The following is a 16,406-nucleotide window of genomic DNA, read 5'->3' on the forward strand; positions in this document are numbered from 1 at the left end:
AAAAACGCCTCCCTATTAATGGGAGGCCGCTTGTCTTAATTAGCTTTTCCGCCAAAAGTTTGGGTCACTTTATACCAGAACCAGTCAAGCGCTTGATCGATCGTTCGACTCTGTCCCGCAATATATCCAGTGGAAGCTAGGTTTATGGAGCCGTCAATAACAGTAACGTTACCTTCTACTTCTCCCATAACATTAGCAATACCATTCTCCACTGTCAAATTTCCTGTATAATGTGCACCCTCTGGCACGATTACGGTGTTACCTTCTATAATGATGTGCTGCAGGTCATCACCCGCTACAGTTAACTTGGAATCCTCTTCCCACATTGTCAAGAAACTGCCAAACATAACAAGCGCGAATATTGCTGCCGCGGTAACTCCAGGGTAACGGTAAATAAACCGAACGAATTTGTTCCGCTGCTTTCTCTGAGGCTTCGGCAATTGCTGCATAATACGCCCTGTTAACTGCTCAGATGCTTTCTTGTCATAATCCGCGGCAGGGTCAATCGCTGTCAAAGTGTGAAACGCTGCTGCGTCTGTCTTCTGTAGCTGTTCTAACCGATTACGGCATCCAGGACAAGAAAGTAAATGAGATTTTAACGTAACGATATCTTCACGAGGCAGCTCGCCGTCTAAATAGTCATGCATCCATACGATGGCGACGTTGCAATTCATATCAGCCATTCCTTTCCTTCAATTGCTCAAGCATAAGTTCTATGCTCGTTATAGGATACGTTATGAACGAAGGGATGTTTCACTTTTTTTAAAATATAGCAAAGTATAAGTTTCACACTTATTCCAATGCCTATATTTTTACGAGAAACCGAACGTCCTTAGACAAGGACGACGAAGTCGTTTCTTCTTAATTTTATATATCTTTACGAAAAAATACTTTAGCCATATAGGATGGCAGCAGTCGTTTACGCTTAGCAGATTAATATTTCCTGCTACAATTTGTGTTCAAGCTTCTTTCGCAAAAACTCCCGGCCGCGATGCACGCGAGTCTTAATCGTCGTAACAGGCATGTCCAGCACATCGCCAATTTCCTGTAATGACATATCCTGCATATAGCGAAGCGTCATCACCGATTTGTACTTAGGCGGAAGCGAGTTAATCGCTGTATGAATAATTCGCTGCGTATCTGATAATAGAAGCTCTGTCTCCGGTGTACGATTATCGCTCGGAATCATCGAATAGCCATCAAGACCTTCATGCTCTGAATTCTCCGCATCAAGTGAATAGCTAGGCTTCCGTTTGCGCAATCGATCGATGCACAGATTCGTAGCGATTCTATATATCCATGTCGAAAATTTCAACGTATCGTCATACCTATCTAAGTTTTTGTATACACGAAGAAAGGTATCTTGAACGACATCCTCCGCCTCCTGACGGTTACTCAACATCCGATATGCCATGTGAAAGAGCTTATCCTGATATAGGTCCACGAGCTCAGCAAATGCTTGCTGATCTCCCTTGAGCGCTAAACGCGCAAGGCGTGCCTCTAATACATTCACCCTGACTCCTCCAAACCTTCCATTCGTTCAACTGAACGTCGTGCCGCATGCTCAGCAACCATAATGCCTGCAAGAATAAGAACGATACCTACAGCCATCCATGCACTGAGCCTCTCACCAATAATAAGCCATGCGCTAACAGCGGCCACAGGCAGCTCCATGGCGCCTAGCAACGATGCCAGCCCGCTTCCAATCTTAGGAATACCTATATTAAAGCAAATGGCGGGTACGACGCTGCCGAGTAAAGCAAGCAGCGTTCCCCACCCTAAAAGCGTCCATTCGCCATCTCCTGCCCATGCCTTCGAGCCGTATAGTAGCGCTATGACAATGAAACCAAATGACATCATCATCGCAGACTTCATAACAGGATCATAATCCGTCTGCAGCCTGCCCGTAAGAAATAAGAACAAGCTATATGTTACCGCCGAAGCAAAGCCGTAACCGACCCCAGCGAGATCAATTGCTTTGAAGCTGTCATGTTCAAACAATCCGACTGCAAGCAATGTGCCTGCCATCACAATGACAATAGCGGTTGCTTGCTGCCTTGTGGGCAATCTTTTCAGCCAAAAACATTCTAGCAAAATCGTAATCCACATGAACTGAAAAAGCAAGACAATTGAGAAAGAAGCTTCCAATCTTTGTAGCGCTAAATTGTAAAATATAGTCGTCATACATAAGCCGAAAATTCCGATAACCGCAAGCATAATCCATTTTCCACGTTGGAAAGGGTTGCGCCATAGCTTAGGCCTCAACAGTACGAACAGCCATAGCAGCACAACGCTGATTCCGACCTGATGTACTGTTATTTGCTCGAAGCTATATCCTGCTGAATAAGTGAGCTTAATAATGGGCGACAGTATGCCATAGCTGGCCGCACCAAATAATACGATTAACACCGACATTAAATAAGTCGATGGTTGTTTCATTGCAGCAACCTCCCGAATTGTAAACCATTCTGACCATTATAAGCTTTTGAAGCACACACGGCAATCGACCTAGGGCTAGGCAATGGGGCGACTTGCGACTAGGTCATTTCAAAAAAAGTCCGGAAGCATTATGCTTCCGGACCCATTATTCTGTTATACCATCATTCCTGCAAATATTGTTTCCACTCGCTCATTCTGAGATGCCATGTTTTATAGACTGTTCGTTTTCAACTCGTCCAATACTTTATTAATTGTCGTCGTAGGAATTGCAAAGCCAATGCCTTGCGCTTCGGCATTAACAGCTGTGTTGATACCGATCACTTCACCTTTTTCATTAAGCAGCGGTCCGCCAGAGTTGCCGGGATTAATCGATGCGTCTGTTTGCAGTAAATGCTCATATTCATGATCTCCTTGCTCATCCGCTATCGTAATCGGACGTTCCTTGGCGCTCAACACGCCCATTGTTAAGGTTTGGTCAAAACCATATGGGTTTCCGATTGCTATGACCCAATCACCAACTTGTGTCTCTTCAGAGTTTCCAAGCTTAAGTGAATGGAATGCTTTCCCATCTGGACTCTCTACCTTCAATACAGCTAAGTCCAGCTTATAGCTTGTTCCAAGCACCTTTGCCGTCAGCGGCTCATCATATCCTTGAACGGACACCTTAACCTGCTTCGCATCTGCGACAACATGCTCATTGGTCAAGATATAACCGTCATCCTCGAAAAAGAAACCAGTTCCTGAACCCATCAGCTCAAGCGCTCCTGTATCTTGCTCTTCTGTTTGCTGCTGCTGCTGTTGCTCTTCCAATCTTGAGCCCCCGCCGCCAAAAAATTGGCGGAATGCCGGATCGTCGAACATCGATTGCGACCTATTAGGCTGTGTATAGGTTTCTATTTTCACAACTGCAGGACTTGCCTCTTCATATATGGATGCAATATCGCTGCTTGTATTTAGCGAAGCTGTTTTGACCGCCGCATCTTGCTGTGCGGAAGTGTCACCTACAGTACCACCCGTGCTCTGCGGAGTTTGATTTCCACCGCTGAACATGTTGTTTTTATCCGCCATATAGGAGAACCCTCCAATGACGACAGCACCTATTAGAAAGGAAGCGATCATTGTCTTAGCTGAGTTCCTGCTGCGCTTTGACCTGACTCCTCCTCCCATTGAAGGCTGCATCATATTCATCTGCATGCCGAGTTCCTTTTCATAGGATGACTTAAGCTCACTTGTCGGTTTTTGAGACGCATAAGTGTACGTGGAAAATGGTGTTTCATTATTTGAATGAGTAGTAGAAGTAAATGGGCTCTTGAACTGTTCCGGGCGGTTGTTATCTTCTTTCATTGTAATCATCCTTTCAAATGATGGTGTCTGTTTCCTATGTACCTATCATGACGGATGTACCTTAATCTAAACTTAAGAGGATTTAAATTGAACATAAGAAAAATGAGCAGCAGAATAAAAATGACTTATAACCTTACTTCAACCACGTTTGTAAAAACACAAAAAGCCAGCCTCGGTGAAATCACCAAGACTGGCCTAGATTAATTGCTATATAACTGTAACAGCTGCGATTATTGGTTAGCCCGTATTCCGAAGGCCTGCAGCAATTCCGTTGATGGTAAGAAGCACTTCACGCAGAAGGTCCTGATCATCCTCGTCGTTTGCACGCAAAGCGCGAAGCTCTGTTAGCAGCTGCACTTGCATGTAGCTAAGCGGGTCGACGTACGGATTACGCAAGCGAATCGATTCCTGAATAACAGGTACATTGTCTAAAATTTCAGTTTGACCCGTAATGCTAAGAATAAGTTCAGAAGTCAGCTTATACTCCTGCTCGATTTGGTCGAATATACGATCGCGAATCGTTTTGTCCTTAATCATGTCCGCATATTCTTTGGCAATAACCAAATCGGCTTTTGCTAGAGCCATTTGCAGATTGTCAATCAACGAGAGGAAGAACGGGAATTGCTCATACATCGTCTTGAGTGTATTAAGCTTCGATTCGTCATCACCTATATATTGCTGGAACGCAGTTCCCGCAGCATACCAAGCCGGCAGCAGGTAACGGCTTTGCGTCCAAGCGAATACCCAAGGAATCGCGCGTAAATCTTCAAAGCGATCGCTGTTTTTACGTTTCGAAGGACGGGAGCCAATGTTAAGCTCTCCAACCTCAGGCAGCGGCGTAGATTCCTTGAAGTAAGTCAAGAAATCTGGATCGCGGAAAATAAGGTCCTGATACTTCGTGAGTGCCGTATCTGAGATTGAACGAGCAATTTCATCCCATTCCGCTTCAGCAGCCAGCTCTTGTTCTGGATATTTTGCCAGACGAGCCGCAGTAATAAGCGCCCATGTCGCTTGCTCCAAGCTGCGGTATGCGATGCCCTGCATTGAGTAGCGGGAGGAAAGAACCTCGCCTTGCTCTGTAATCTTAATACCTCCGCCGACTGTATGCGGCGGCTGCGCCAAAATACTGCGGTTAAGAGGCATTCCGCCGCGGCCTAGTGCCCCGCCACGACCATGGAAGAATTTCAATTTCACATCATAATCGTTGCCCGTAGCTGTAATTTCATTCAGCGCTACACGCAGCTCCCAGTTCGCTGTAACCGCTCCGCCGTCCTTGTTGCTGTCCGAGTAGCCCAGCATAATTTCATGCAGATTACCTCTTGCTTCAACCGCTTGACGGTAGATTGGCATCTCAAACAGCTGTTTCATAATTTCAGGCGCAGCATGAAGATCGTCAATCGTCTCAAACAAAGGTACGGATTGAAGCGTGCAGGTCACAGTACCGTCAGATTCCTTACGGAATAAGCCAACTTCCTTAGCAAATACCATAACCTCAAGCATATCGCTTGCAGCCTCAGCCATACTGATTAGGTAGCTGGAAATACAGTTCACGCCAAACTCTTGTTGAGCGCGATAAATGATATGGTACACGTCCAAACATTCGCGAGTTGATTCGGTGTAATCCAAATGGCTCGAAGTAAGTGGACGTGGATCGTTTAATAAACGGTGAAGAAGATCTGTTTTCTCTTCTTCAGGAAGAGAAGCATAGTCATCGACTATGTTCATTTTCGCCAATATTTCAGTCATTGCGTTCTCATGCTCTTGACTGTGCTGACGCACATCCAATGTCATGAGATGGAAGCCGAACAGCTCAACCTGACGTACAAGCTTAGCCACAATCGTATCGGCCACATAGTCCGCATAGTGATGACGCAGGCTGCGATCAATAATTAGCAGATCTTCGCGCAGCTCATTCGGATGGTTATAACGCATCTGTGAGCCTTTCGTCGAATCTCCACGTGTATTAGCCAGCTTCTCAAGCATGAAGCCTAGTTTAATACGATAAGGCTCCTTCGTATTTCTCCAAAGCTCAACGCATTTCAGCTCGACATGCTCGCGGTCCAGACGAATGGATTCCACCAGCTCATCCGTTACCGTTACCAGATTTGTGCTGAAGCTTAGTAAATCCATCAACTCATTAAGCTTCTCTTCGTATTTCTGGATAGCCAGCTGACGATGCATCGTTAGCGTCTCCCAGGTTACCTTGGAGGTTACGGACGGATTACCGTCACGATCGCCGCCAATCCAAGAGCCGAAGCGCAAGTAATCAGGCACATGCCAATTTTCATCCTGATAATATTTGCCTAGGCAACGTTCAAGCTCTTCATAGACACTTGGTAGCACCTCAAACAACGTTTCATCAAAATAGTATAAGCCGTTACGAACTTCATCAATAACGGTTGGTTTGCGGTCGCGAAGCTCATCGGTTTGCCACAAAATGAGAACTTCATTCATAAGCTTTTCACGCAGCTTCTCGCGTTCGCGATATGTCAGTGTCGGATTGTCTAGCTCCATTACATCGACAGCAATACGTTTATGAATATCAAGCACCGCGCGGCGCGTTGCTTCCGTAGGATGCGCAGTCATAACTAGCTCGAGCGAAATGTTGCTCATAATGTCTTGAACATCTTCAATAGAGATGTTACGTTCCTTCAAATCCTGAATCGCACTCTCAATCGAACCGCGTTGAACGGCTTCACCGGCTGAAACCTCATAGTCCCGCTTACGTCTAATCCGGTGATTTTGCTCAGCAATATTAACGAGCTGGAAATAAATTGCGAATGCCCGTATTACTTGATGACGTTTTTCCGGATCTAAGGAAGCTATGTTTGATTTAAAATGTTCAAAAAGCTCCGGCACGAATTCAGCGCGTAGAGCTTTACTTTGTTCGCGAATTTGCTCAACGACATCAAGTAGTTCACGCCCTCCTTGATGAACAAGAACTTCACCGAGTATATTGCCTAGAAAGCGGACATCCCGGCGCAGCAAATTGTTTGCTTGCGGCCGATTTGCTGTCAAAGTCGTTGCAGATTGATCCGACATACTGTTCCTCCTAAAAATTTTGCACATGCAAAACTTGATACCATAAGCATACACGTACGTTAATTTCGTTTTTTTTCACTTCAACCATCATACTACAAAATGCTACAGGGTTGAAGCCCCGATACTGATCCTTGCAAAAACAACCAATGCTTGTCTGAATTGAATAACTTTCTTTATAGAGCATATTTAAACAAACATTTTTGAGTAAAACTCAAGAGAAGATTTTTGTTTGATGATTATAACGAAATGTTGATTGGTACTTATAAATGAATTCTTGATTGATATTAATAAACAAATTCTTGATTGATATTAATAAACAAAAATTCTTATGCTTAAACAACAAAAAAGCTCTTGATTTCTCAAGAGCTTACGCTTCATTAGTTGGAGCGGGTGATGGGAATCGAACCCACGCTATTAGCTTGGAAGGCTAAAGTTCTACCATTGAACTACACCCGCAGAAGAAAATGATGGTCGGGACGACACGATTTGAACATGCGACCCCCTGGTCCCAAACCAGGTGCTCTACCAAGCTGAGCTACGTCCCGAGATATTTAACAAATCATTTCTTGGTAAATCGAATATGGCGCGCCCTAAGAGATTCGAACTCCTGACCTTTTGATTCGTAGTCAAACGCTCTATCCAGCTGAGCTAAGGGCGCAACTTATGGAGCGGAAGACGGGAATCGAACCCGCGACCCTCGCCTTGGCAAGGCGATGCTCTACCGCTGAGCCACTTCCGCACGAATTACTTCAGTTGCTTACTTCGTTTATTTCGTTTGTGTCGTTTGTTGTTGCAGCGACAAGTAATAATATATCACCCCCAGAAACAAAATGCAACTACTTTTTCAAAAAAAGTTTAAGTTATTTTTCCGCCGATGCTTTTCTCTTAATTTGCATACTTAAATGAGCATGTTTCAAAGGCTGTAAACGCCGTGGTTATGAGGGTTTTCACTGATGGGCAGACTTCAACCCTATGTGTGAGTAATCTTATTAATTGCATGAGATTGTATGAGTTAATTCGCAAAAGTATGTGATCAGACTTACTGCTTTTAAGCTTTACTCACTTTTGTGTAGGGAATTTTGCTTGCTATTAGGTTACGCACACTTATTTGCGGAATGTTACTTACTGTCCAGATACACTCACTTATTTATGGTATGCGATTTATTATTAGGATAAACACACTTATTTGTGGGAATGCGACTTATTACCAAGATACACACACTTATTGTGGGAATGTGACTTATTACCAAGATACACACACTTATTTGTGGGAATGCGACTTATTACCAAGATACACACACTTATTTGTGGGAATGCGACTTATTACCAAGATACACACACTTATTGTGGGAATGTGACTTATTACCAAGATACGCACACTTATTTGTGGGAATGCAGCATACTACCAAGATAAGTGCAGTTAGGTTTGTAATGAACTACTACCAAGATGCTCACTCTTATATGTAAGAAATCTTATTAACAGTACTGATATGTTCGTTAATATGTGGGTAACTCTTCTTATTCTAATTCTTTGCCCACTTTTTTGTGGGTATCCATCACATCTTTTAAGCTTCAATCACAAATTTGTAGGTAACCCTGTTAGGTGTACATCTACACAAGCTATTTTTTAGGAAATCTCCCTCACATAGGAGGAGTAATTTAATTAACAGCAAGCTTTACTCACAATTGTGTAGGGTTTGTTATTAACTTTAAAGAAAAACCATTCTTATATGTGAGTATCCTTAGCAATTTTGCAGCTTCACTCATTGAATTGTGGGTAACCTTGCTAACTTTACTGCTTCCTTCGATATTTTTTAGAAAACCTTATTCACATAGGGGGAGTATTCTAATTATCTGCAAGTTTTACTCACAATTGTGTAGGATATGTTACTAACTATATAGAAACACCACACTTGGTTGCGAGTATCCGTAGCAATTTTACAGCTTCACTCGCTTTTTTGTGGGTAACCTTGCTAACTTTACTGCTATACTCGCTAATTTGTGGATTAGCATGTTTAATGTATGTTTCAATGCTATTATAGGTACCCCAACTATCGTTGGAGTTACTGCTATAGTTTAAGTTACTTAAGAACGGTAAATCTACTCCCTATTGTGAGGGTATTCTCACTAATTGTGAGGTCTCACTCATTATCAAGACTGAGCTTTTTACCGAAGTTAATGATTAATGAGGTAAACCTCACTCCCCATGAAGTAAACCTCATGCCGAGTGAGATTTAATTCACTCTTAGTAAGAAGCGTATGCTGTGCAGCGTTTTTAATGAGGTTTACATCACACATTTGTGAGGTTGCCTCATTGTTTGTCAGTTACTTTATCTTAACTTCTCCTGGAGGTAAAAAAGTGCGGAGAATATTCTTTCTTTTGCTGCATTGTAAGTAGACTGTTGCATGTAGAGCTGTTTCATTCGTCGGTTGCATATAGGTAGACTGCTACGTGCAGAGCTGCTTCTTTCGTGGTTTGCATATAGGTAGACTGATACATGTAGAGCTGTTTCATTCGTCGGTTGCATATAAGTTGACTGCTATGTGCAGAGCTGCTTCTTTCGTTGTTTTGCATAGAAGTAAACAGTTGCTTACATAGCTGCTTCTCTTCAATATAATCTATGAGGACTGATTCATATGCGGATTTACGGGGATACGGTTTCTTTGGGATACATAACAGGATTTACGGGGATACGATTTCTTTGGGATACATAATAGGATTTACGGGGATACGGTTTCTTTGGGATACATAACAGGATTTGCGGGGTGACGGTTACTAGGGGCGGAGATATGGTCATTTTTGCGATATCGGATCCCTTTTGGGTAGTTTCCATTGTATGTACATAGCTAACGACAACCGTAATAAACACGAAACATGAGCGTAAAATATCGACGTAACTATGAAGCTCGGTAACCAGCTGTATACAGCAAAAGTCCGCGCTCCACTGTGGGATCACGGACTTTTTTATTATCAATTGCAAATATTAAACGCCTGCCGCAGCTGCTAAAGCCTCTTCTGGCTGTGTAAGGCTGCTCCTAATCTCTACTTTTTCCGCTGCTGGCTCTCCAGCAAGTGCATACGGCAAGCATAGAGGAACGCCTGTACGAGGATCTGGAACGATATCTGCTTCAATATTAAATACTTCGCGCATTATTTCAGGCGTAATGACTTCCACTGGAGACCCCTCTCCGACTACTATGCCTGACTTAATTGCAATCATATGGTGCGCATAACGTGAAGCGTGATTCAAATCATGTACAACCATAACGATAGTTCGGTTATTGGAGACGTTCAGCTTCTGCAGTAAATGAAGTACTTCAAGCTGATGCGCCATATCGAGGAAGGTCGTCGGTTCGTCAAGGAACAATATGTCCGTTTCTTGGGCCAACGCCATAGCTATCCATGCGCGCTGACGCTGTCCGCCTGATAACTGGTCAACTGGACGATCGGTAAAATCATTCATACCCGTCGCTTCAATTGCCCACTGCACGATACTGCGGTCGTCTTTACTCATCGAACCAAAACCCTTCTGATAAGGGAAACGTCCGTAAGATACAAGTTCCGAAACGGTTAACCCGTCTGGCGCGGTCGGATTTTGCGGCAAAATAGCTAGCTGCTTCGCCACTTCCTTCGTAGATTGCTTATGAATAGACCTACCGTCCAGGAGAACACTGCCTCGGGAGGGGCTCATTAGACGAGCCATTGTTTTCAAAATCGTTGACTTCCCTGAGCCATTTGCTCCTACAAGCGCTGTAATCTTCCCTTGAGGAATAGCGATGTTTAAATCTTGGACGATTAAGCGATCATCATAACCAATATTGAGATGAGAGGTCGTAAGGCGAATCATTAGACATGCACGCTCCTTCCGCTGCAATTGATTAACTTCTTTATATATTCATAAAAAATTACATGAGTAGATTGTCAGAAAATGAGAACAGTTATCAAATAAATTTAATGATAATTGTTCTCATAACAATTGTCAATAAATTAATGCAAAAAAAGGGCGCCCGTTAAGGCACCCTATAAAAGCCTAAGATATATGAAAACGGATGAGTTAAAATAGTAATGTCTTTTCCGTAATATACAGAATCTGCGGAAATAGCTTCGACCGTAATCGAAAAGCATATGAGGAAGCCCCTTTGCCATTTTCGAAAGCTAAATCTTATCCCTGTGTCCCATCGCCTGTGGAAAAGAGTCCATTTTCAATCGCACGATCCACCCATATTTTTAATGGTGTTCCTTGGATGGCTGTTCGCAATATCGGATTTATATGCTCAGGCTGCGGCAAGGAAGAAGTGTTTGTCGCAATCCAGTTATACAATCCTGCCAATCCAGCAGCTGTCTCTTCCCCTAATAAAGGGCTGATAGATGCTTCAAACATTTCGACTGGCAGGGAGTAGAATTGAATGTCCTGATTAAGGGACTGACTGAATCTTTCAGCTAATTCATTGCCAGTAAGCGCCTCAGGACCTGTCATTGGAATGGTTTGACCTGCTAGATCAGGATGTTTGAGTGCATAAACCGCATAATCTGCGGCATCCTCTATACTGATCCAAGGTATCGCTTTATCGGCAGGAACGGGATAAGCCAGTACCTGGTTGTTAAAAACTCCGGGAATCAAGAAATTTTCCATATATAGTGTAGGCTGAAGAATAATAGAAGGAATTCCGCTTTGTTTGACGTACTCGATGAGTTCTCTTTTAATTTCAATTGCTATGGTATCTGTGACCTGATTAGGTACATAAAGGCTGGTATTCACTACTAATAATTCTACATTTGCGCTTTTTGCCACATCAACTGCGTGATGTATATAAAGGCGAAGTCGATCTAAATTATAATCAACAGGCAGGAGAAGCAGCACCTTGTTTACTCCCTGATTGGCTTCAGCCAAGCTAACAGGGTCAGCCAGGTCCCCAATGAATGCTGTAATACCCCTTTGAGCAAGCTCATCGGCTTTTTCCTTGCTCCTTGTAATCGTATGAACTGCATAACCCTCCGCAAGTAATTTGTGTGCCACTGCACCTCCTTGTACACCTGTTGCTCCATAAACAAGAATTTTGCTGTTTTTCGTCATCATTATCATCCTTTCCATTTTTTCTACCATCATTTCTTAAAAAGAGCACTTGAAAGTTGTTCATCGTTGTATACATAATAAAAGATAGACGTACTTTATGTAAGTACGCACATTTATGATATGTAGTATCCCATTTGATACCGGCAAAGGAGGCAAGCTGTTTTGGAAAAGCCAGAAGCACGATGTCCAGTGGAAGTATCAGTTAGCTTAATCGGCGGGAAATGGAAGCTGCTTATTTTGTATCAACTAGATAATCATGGCACCAAACGATTCAACGAACTACGTAGAATTTTCCCCGATATTACGCAGCGTACATTGACCCGTCAATTACGAGAACTCGAGAGTGACGGTCTTGTGGACCGTAAAATATACTCAGAAATTCCCCCGAAAGTGGAGTACTCCTTATCAGAGACGGGGAAAAGCTTAGTCCCCATATTATTGCTGCTTAAAGACTGGGGCCTATCCTATATGGAGCAAGACCAAATGAGAGTGAGAGCAGAGCTTAAATAACTTATAAGAGGAATATAAGATGACGGACGTAGAAAATCGTCTGAAAGAGCACCCTTAACAGATACAGAGAGAGTTTTAAACGTGGCAACAGCTTCTGATTCGAATAACAACCCGTTTCCGAGCAAAATTTTGGATGTGAAATGATAAAAAAATGACCCAGCACCGGTAAGGTATTGGGTCATTTTTTTGTAATATCTGTATTTGATTTTCTAGAACTGTGCCAACAACTACCACTTTAATTTTGCTCCGAAAACGAGAGCGTTGCTTATTAGTCTGCCAGGTACAGTTGCATATTTGCCTTGCGCGTACATACCTGACGATGCGCCTCCGTCCATATTCATCGCTTGATAAGCACCAAGATTAAGTAGTATTTGCCCCCATTGCTTAGCCGTAGCGCCGGAAACGGTAGCTAGTATTACGGTCCCGTCCTTTTTGACGAGTATACCGCTTCGTGCTGCCGAATTTGTTAATATTTTTACACTTGAAAATCCTTCACTCACTGGATCAACTGCTAGCTTGCCGTCCTTCACAAGTCTTGGACCTGCTCCAATTGCGGTATGAACACGGCTCCAGTTAATTGCTTGACCTGCAAGATTTGTCATCGATATTTTATAATCAACCTTGGTTCCAACTTTGAAACGCTCAGCCAGCTTCTCCTCTGCCCCTGTGTATACAAGAACGTAGCCGTCAGATGGAATATCAGCATTTGTATTCTTACTAACTTTAGTGACAATGCCATTGCGAACAGTTATCGAGGTGCCATAGGCAAATCCGATCTTTTTACCACGCTTTGGTGTAAACATAATTGAAGAGGAAGTACCTACAGCAGGCGTCCGATTCACAAAATAGGCATACCAATTGTTAGGAAACTTGTCTATACCGTCGGTTCCCCCAACTATTTTCAGGCGTAAATGGTCCATCAGCACGGTGCCGTCCCATGTGAAGCCTATTGTTGTCCCGGTATTTCCAATATGTTCGAGATTTCCATCTGCAATAACGTGGCCGTAAGGCTCTGGTATGCCGCCGTAAGCTTCAAAATAGGAACCATTAATGGCAGCATCGGCATTATACGCTTTAGCCATATCCTGCAGTGACTGCACGACTCCAACCTTGCGGTTCGCAAGAGCTGTGGTCATAGGCATCCCTTTTGGAATCGTAACCGTTTGAACAGAATACGATTTACCCGCGATAGTAACCTTCTTCGTTTCCCTTTTTACTGTCAGATTGGATACAGGTGCCGAAACCTGTATAGGCAGCTTTAGCTCGCCCTTATAGCCCGGAGAATTAACGGTAACAAAGATGTTAGCTTTACCCGCTGCAACCGGGGTTACAATATTTTTGTCGTTGATGCGAACGATTGCTGTGTTGTCAGAGCGGACGCTGAAGGTGACTGGAACGGACAGCTTCAGCTTATCCGTGAGCAGGAGCCTTGTATGCAGCGGCAGCTTTATCGCAGCCGCTGCATAAGTAATCGCAACGGGGCGAAATGGCCCCGCGGCGATCAACTGGTCGGCGGACGTGTATGCGATCCGTCCGCCGCTCAGCGGCAAAACGCCGCTCGCGGGAACCGCGGCGTTGCCGCGATAGGTGTACGCAATCGACCCGGCAGAGCCGTCGATTGCGTACACCGCGCCTGACCGAGCGCCGGCAAGTACTAAGCCGGCGGCGCGGTCAGGCGCCAGCGCAGCGGGGCCGAAGCCGCCCGCCCCGCTTGCGCTGACGCGCCACAGTTCCGCCCCGTCAGACGGGCGGAACGCAGCAATACCGTTGCCGCCCAGCTCTGCGGCAACGACAGCGCCAGCGTCCCCGGGCATAAGCACCGGGGACGTCCAACCCCCTGCGGGCGCTGCGCCTAGCTCGCGTACATAGCGGACTTTACCGTCCGCTTCATACGCCGCTATCGCTTTGCCCGCAAGCAGCACCACGCCGCCGCTCAAATCGGCGGCCAGCTTCGCCTTATGCAGCGGCTGCTCAAGAGCCGCCTGCCACACAATCGCGCTGCCTTGCACCGCATACAGCGCACCGTCGCTCCCAAGCGCGTAGACACCGCTTTTTCCCGCTGCCAGTTCCTTTACCGTTACGCCCTCCGGCAGCAGCGCCGCTTGCTTCTGCCCTTCTTTATCGAGCGATAATATGCCGCGCTGAGAAGAGAAATAAGGCAAACCTTCTCCATCGGTAACCATAGCGGAAGGCTGCAAGTCTTCCTTCTTGCTACTAAAGTAGAAAATTGCTACTTGCTTCCCGTTACCTTCTCCATCATATTGATAAAGCCGAGCCCCTTTGCCAGCAAACCATATTGCACCATTCTTATTAGAAGCCGGGGCAGATAATGGACTATATGTATTAACGCTCTTCAATTCTTTGCCGTTACTATCCAAAATCGTAACCCATCCGTCGGCCGTTACCGTGAATAGTTTGTTTCCCTTCATAGCTAATGCAGGATACACCGTACCTTTTCCTTTAAAACGCCAATATTCAACCTCTGTCTTGCTGATTTCTTTAACAGTGGTATTCGAATTAGTTGTTGTGTTTGTAGCCGTTGAGTTACTTATAATTCCACTATCAGTCCCTGCAGCTTCAATATAAGAGTTTATATATTGTTCACTCCCTGGATATCCAAAGCTAATTGCAACTGCTACGATAATGCCCACTGATCTTTTGATCCACTTGCTCTGTATAAGGTTCATAATACCTATTCTCCTTCATCTCCAGCTAATCCATATAGTCCCAAATAACTATATCGACATTACCCGTAAAAAAGTGAAGGATCTCATTCGGATCTTGAACTTAGAATGCACAAATACATAGCTTCAACGATTTAAGTCTGTAAACAGCAAAAAACCCTTGTTCGCCAAGGGTTTCTTCATGATATGGTGCGCGTGGAGGGACTTGAACCCCCACGTCGTGAAACGCCAGATCCTAAGTCTGGTGCGTCTGCCAATTCCGCCACACGCGCGTAGTAAATGCTTCTTTCCTGTTACAATCCAATGTAGGAATCTCACCTACAACATTTGTTCGACCAAATGTCTATTAATACTTTAACCTAAAAAGTCTCAAAAAGCAAGAAGTTTTTTGAAAAGGTTATGGTGCGCGTAGAGGGACTTGAACCCCCACGTCGTGAAACGCCAGATCCTAAGTCTGGTGCGTCTGCCAATTCCGCCATACGCGCGTGGTTAATGCAGGGTAAAAAATGGTGAGTCATGTAGGATTCGAACCTACGACACCCTGATTAAAAGTCAGGTGCTCTACCAACTGAGCTAATGACTCATAATTAAAATGGCTGGGGATTCAGGGATCGAACCTGAGAATGACGGAGTCAAAGTCCGTTGCCTTACCGCTTGGCTAATCCCCAGCAGCGATATGGTGGAGGCTGACGGGATCGAACCGCCGACCCTCTGCTTGTAAGGCAGATGCTCTCCCAGCTGAGCTAAGCCTCCGAGAATAATGACACCCTTATTAATAAGGGAAATGGTGACCCGTAGGGGACTCGAACCCCTGTTACCTCCGTGAAAGGGAGGTGTCTTAACCACTTGACCAACGGGCCATGCAATAATTAAAGCTTGTACAACCGAAGTAAATGATCTGGAGCTCTCAACCGGATTCGAACCGGTGACCTCATCCTTACCATGGATGCACTCTACCTACTGAGCTATGAGAGCATAATGGCTCCCCGAACAGGACTCGAACCTGTGACAACTCGATTAACAGTCGAGTGCTCTACCAACTGAGCTATCAGGGAACATTGCATTTTTGCGTTGAAATGTCTCCGAGAGCTTCAACTGCAAAAGAGGCACGGTTGAAAACCAAGGCATTGCGCCTTGAAAACTGGATACGAAAGTAGTCTTCCTGAACCTTAGCTGTTTGTCTGCCGGATGTATGGGTCCTTGCAAACTTATTTAGGATAAGCCCTCGACCGATTAGTATTCGTCAGCTCCACACATTGCTGTGCTTCCACCCCGAACCTATCAACCTCGTCGTCTTCAAGGGGTCTTACAT

Annotated in this window: 9 protein-coding genes, 12 tRNA genes and 1 rRNA gene; 1 reads left to right on the forward strand and 21 read right to left on the reverse strand. The window is 44.6% G+C overall.

The genetic code is table 11. The features are described from left to right. Positions 1–35: 35 nt before the first annotated feature. From AC0YN7_RS25765 to AC0YN7_RS25815, 11 genes are all read right to left on the reverse strand, one after another. Complete coding sequence (locus tag AC0YN7_RS25765; RefSeq protein ID WP_475812890.1) at positions 36–683, reverse strand: anti-sigma factor family protein; 648 nt, start codon at positions 681–683, stop codon at positions 36–38. Between the two features lie 263 nt (positions 684–946). Continuing rightward, the gene (gene sigW, locus AC0YN7_RS25770) at positions 947–1,513 is read right to left on the reverse strand and encodes an RNA polymerase sigma factor SigW (RefSeq protein ID WP_475812891.1); all 567 of its coding nucleotides are present in this window, start codon (positions 1,511–1,513) and stop codon (positions 947–949) included. After that, positions 1,510–2,439, reverse strand: a complete 930-nt coding sequence (locus AC0YN7_RS25775; protein ID WP_475812892.1) for an EamA family transporter — start codon at positions 2,437–2,439, stop codon at positions 1,510–1,512. Before AC0YN7_RS25775 ends, sigW begins: the two co-directional genes overlap by 4 nt. 210 nt (positions 2,440–2,649) lie before the next feature. Further along, positions 2,650–3,783, reverse strand: a complete 1,134-nt coding sequence (locus AC0YN7_RS25780; protein ID WP_475812893.1) for a S1C family serine protease — start codon at positions 3,781–3,783, stop codon at positions 2,650–2,652. 237 nt (positions 3,784–4,020) lie between these two features. Continuing rightward, positions 4,021–6,825 carry a phosphoenolpyruvate carboxylase gene (gene ppc, locus AC0YN7_RS25785; RefSeq protein ID WP_475812894.1) on the reverse strand — a complete coding sequence of 935 codons (2,805 nt, stop codon included), beginning with the start codon at positions 6,823–6,825 and terminating at the stop codon, positions 4,021–4,023. Between the two features lie 382 nt (positions 6,826–7,207). After that, a tRNA-Gly gene (locus tag AC0YN7_RS25790) sits at positions 7,208–7,281 on the reverse strand. A 12-nt stretch (positions 7,282–7,293) separates the two neighbouring features. After that, positions 7,294–7,370 (reverse strand) — tRNA-Pro (locus AC0YN7_RS25795). A gap of 36 nt (positions 7,371–7,406) precedes the next feature. Next, positions 7,407–7,483 (reverse strand) — tRNA-Arg (locus tag AC0YN7_RS25800). A gap of 6 nt (positions 7,484–7,489) precedes the next feature. Further along, positions 7,490–7,564, reverse strand: a tRNA-Gly gene (locus tag AC0YN7_RS25805). Between the two features lie 2,245 nt (positions 7,565–9,809). Next, a complete protein-coding gene (locus AC0YN7_RS25810) occupies positions 9,810–10,673 on the reverse strand; it encodes an ABC transporter ATP-binding protein (protein ID WP_475812895.1) in 864 nt (287 codons plus the stop codon). A 315-nt stretch (positions 10,674–10,988) separates the two neighbouring features. Continuing rightward, the gene (locus AC0YN7_RS25815; protein WP_475812896.1) at positions 10,989–11,933 is read right to left on the reverse strand and encodes an SDR family oxidoreductase; all 945 of its coding nucleotides are present in this window, start codon (positions 11,931–11,933) and stop codon (positions 10,989–10,991) included. Positions 11,934–12,062: 129 nt separating this feature from the next. Here AC0YN7_RS25815 and AC0YN7_RS25820 point away from each other — a divergent pair, with 129 nt between their 5' ends. Beyond that, positions 12,063–12,410: a winged helix-turn-helix transcriptional regulator gene (locus AC0YN7_RS25820; protein ID WP_475812897.1), complete on the forward strand. Its 348-nt coding sequence runs from the start codon at positions 12,063–12,065 to the stop codon at positions 12,408–12,410. Between the two features lie 227 nt (positions 12,411–12,637). On the opposite strand, the gene AC0YN7_RS25825 is transcribed toward AC0YN7_RS25820, so the two are convergent. The 10 genes from AC0YN7_RS25825 to AC0YN7_RS25870 all read right to left on the reverse strand — a co-directional run. Then, complete coding sequence (locus AC0YN7_RS25825; protein ID WP_475812898.1) at positions 12,638–15,097, reverse strand: phosphodiester glycosidase family protein; 2,460 nt, start codon at positions 15,095–15,097, stop codon at positions 12,638–12,640. A gap of 184 nt (positions 15,098–15,281) precedes the next feature. Continuing rightward, positions 15,282–15,366, reverse strand: a tRNA-Leu gene (locus AC0YN7_RS25830). Between the two features lie 128 nt (positions 15,367–15,494). After that, positions 15,495–15,579: transfer RNA gene (locus AC0YN7_RS25835), tRNA-Leu, on the reverse strand. A 22-nt stretch (positions 15,580–15,601) separates the two neighbouring features. Next, positions 15,602–15,677 (reverse strand) — tRNA-Lys (locus AC0YN7_RS25840). A 10-nt stretch (positions 15,678–15,687) separates the two neighbouring features. Next, positions 15,688–15,762 (reverse strand) — tRNA-Gln (locus AC0YN7_RS25845). Between the two features lie 9 nt (positions 15,763–15,771). Then, positions 15,772–15,847, reverse strand: a tRNA-Val gene (locus AC0YN7_RS25850). 32 nt (positions 15,848–15,879) lie between these two features. Beyond that, positions 15,880–15,954: transfer RNA gene (locus AC0YN7_RS25855), tRNA-Glu, on the reverse strand. A 39-nt stretch (positions 15,955–15,993) separates the two neighbouring features. After that, a tRNA-Thr gene (locus AC0YN7_RS25860) sits at positions 15,994–16,069 on the reverse strand. 4 nt (positions 16,070–16,073) lie between these two features. Next, positions 16,074–16,149, reverse strand: a tRNA-Asn gene (locus AC0YN7_RS25865). A 158-nt stretch (positions 16,150–16,307) separates the two neighbouring features. After that, positions 16,308–16,406, reverse strand: a 23S ribosomal RNA gene (locus tag AC0YN7_RS25870); the annotation flags it as partial.

The organism is Paenibacillus sp. J31R122, from assembly GCF_056269185.1.

Bases quoted from the DNA above. Each gene is read 5' to 3' on its own strand.
- AC0YN7_RS25765 (WP_475812890.1), bottom strand. From the start codon at position 683: ATGGCTGATATGAATTGCAACGTCGCCATCGTATGGATGCATGACTAT.
- AC0YN7_RS25810 (WP_475812895.1), bottom strand. From the start codon at position 10,673: ATGATTCGCCTTACGACCTCTCATCTCAATATTGGTTATGATGATCGC.
- AC0YN7_RS25775 (WP_475812892.1), bottom strand. From the start codon at position 2,439: ATGAAACAACCATCGACTTATTTAATGTCGGTGTTAATCGTATTATTT.
- AC0YN7_RS25780 (WP_475812893.1), bottom strand. From the start codon at position 3,783: ATGAAAGAAGATAACAACCGCCCGGAACAGTTCAAGAGCCCATTTACT.
- ppc (WP_475812894.1), bottom strand. From the start codon at position 6,825: ATGTCGGATCAATCTGCAACGACTTTGACAGCAAATCGGCCGCAAGCA.
- AC0YN7_RS25815 (WP_475812896.1), bottom strand. From the start codon at position 11,933: ATGATGGTAGAAAAAATGGAAAGGATGATAATGATGACGAAAAACAGC.
- AC0YN7_RS25825 (WP_475812898.1), bottom strand. From the start codon at position 15,097: ATGAACCTTATACAGAGCAAGTGGATCAAAAGATCAGTGGGCATTATC.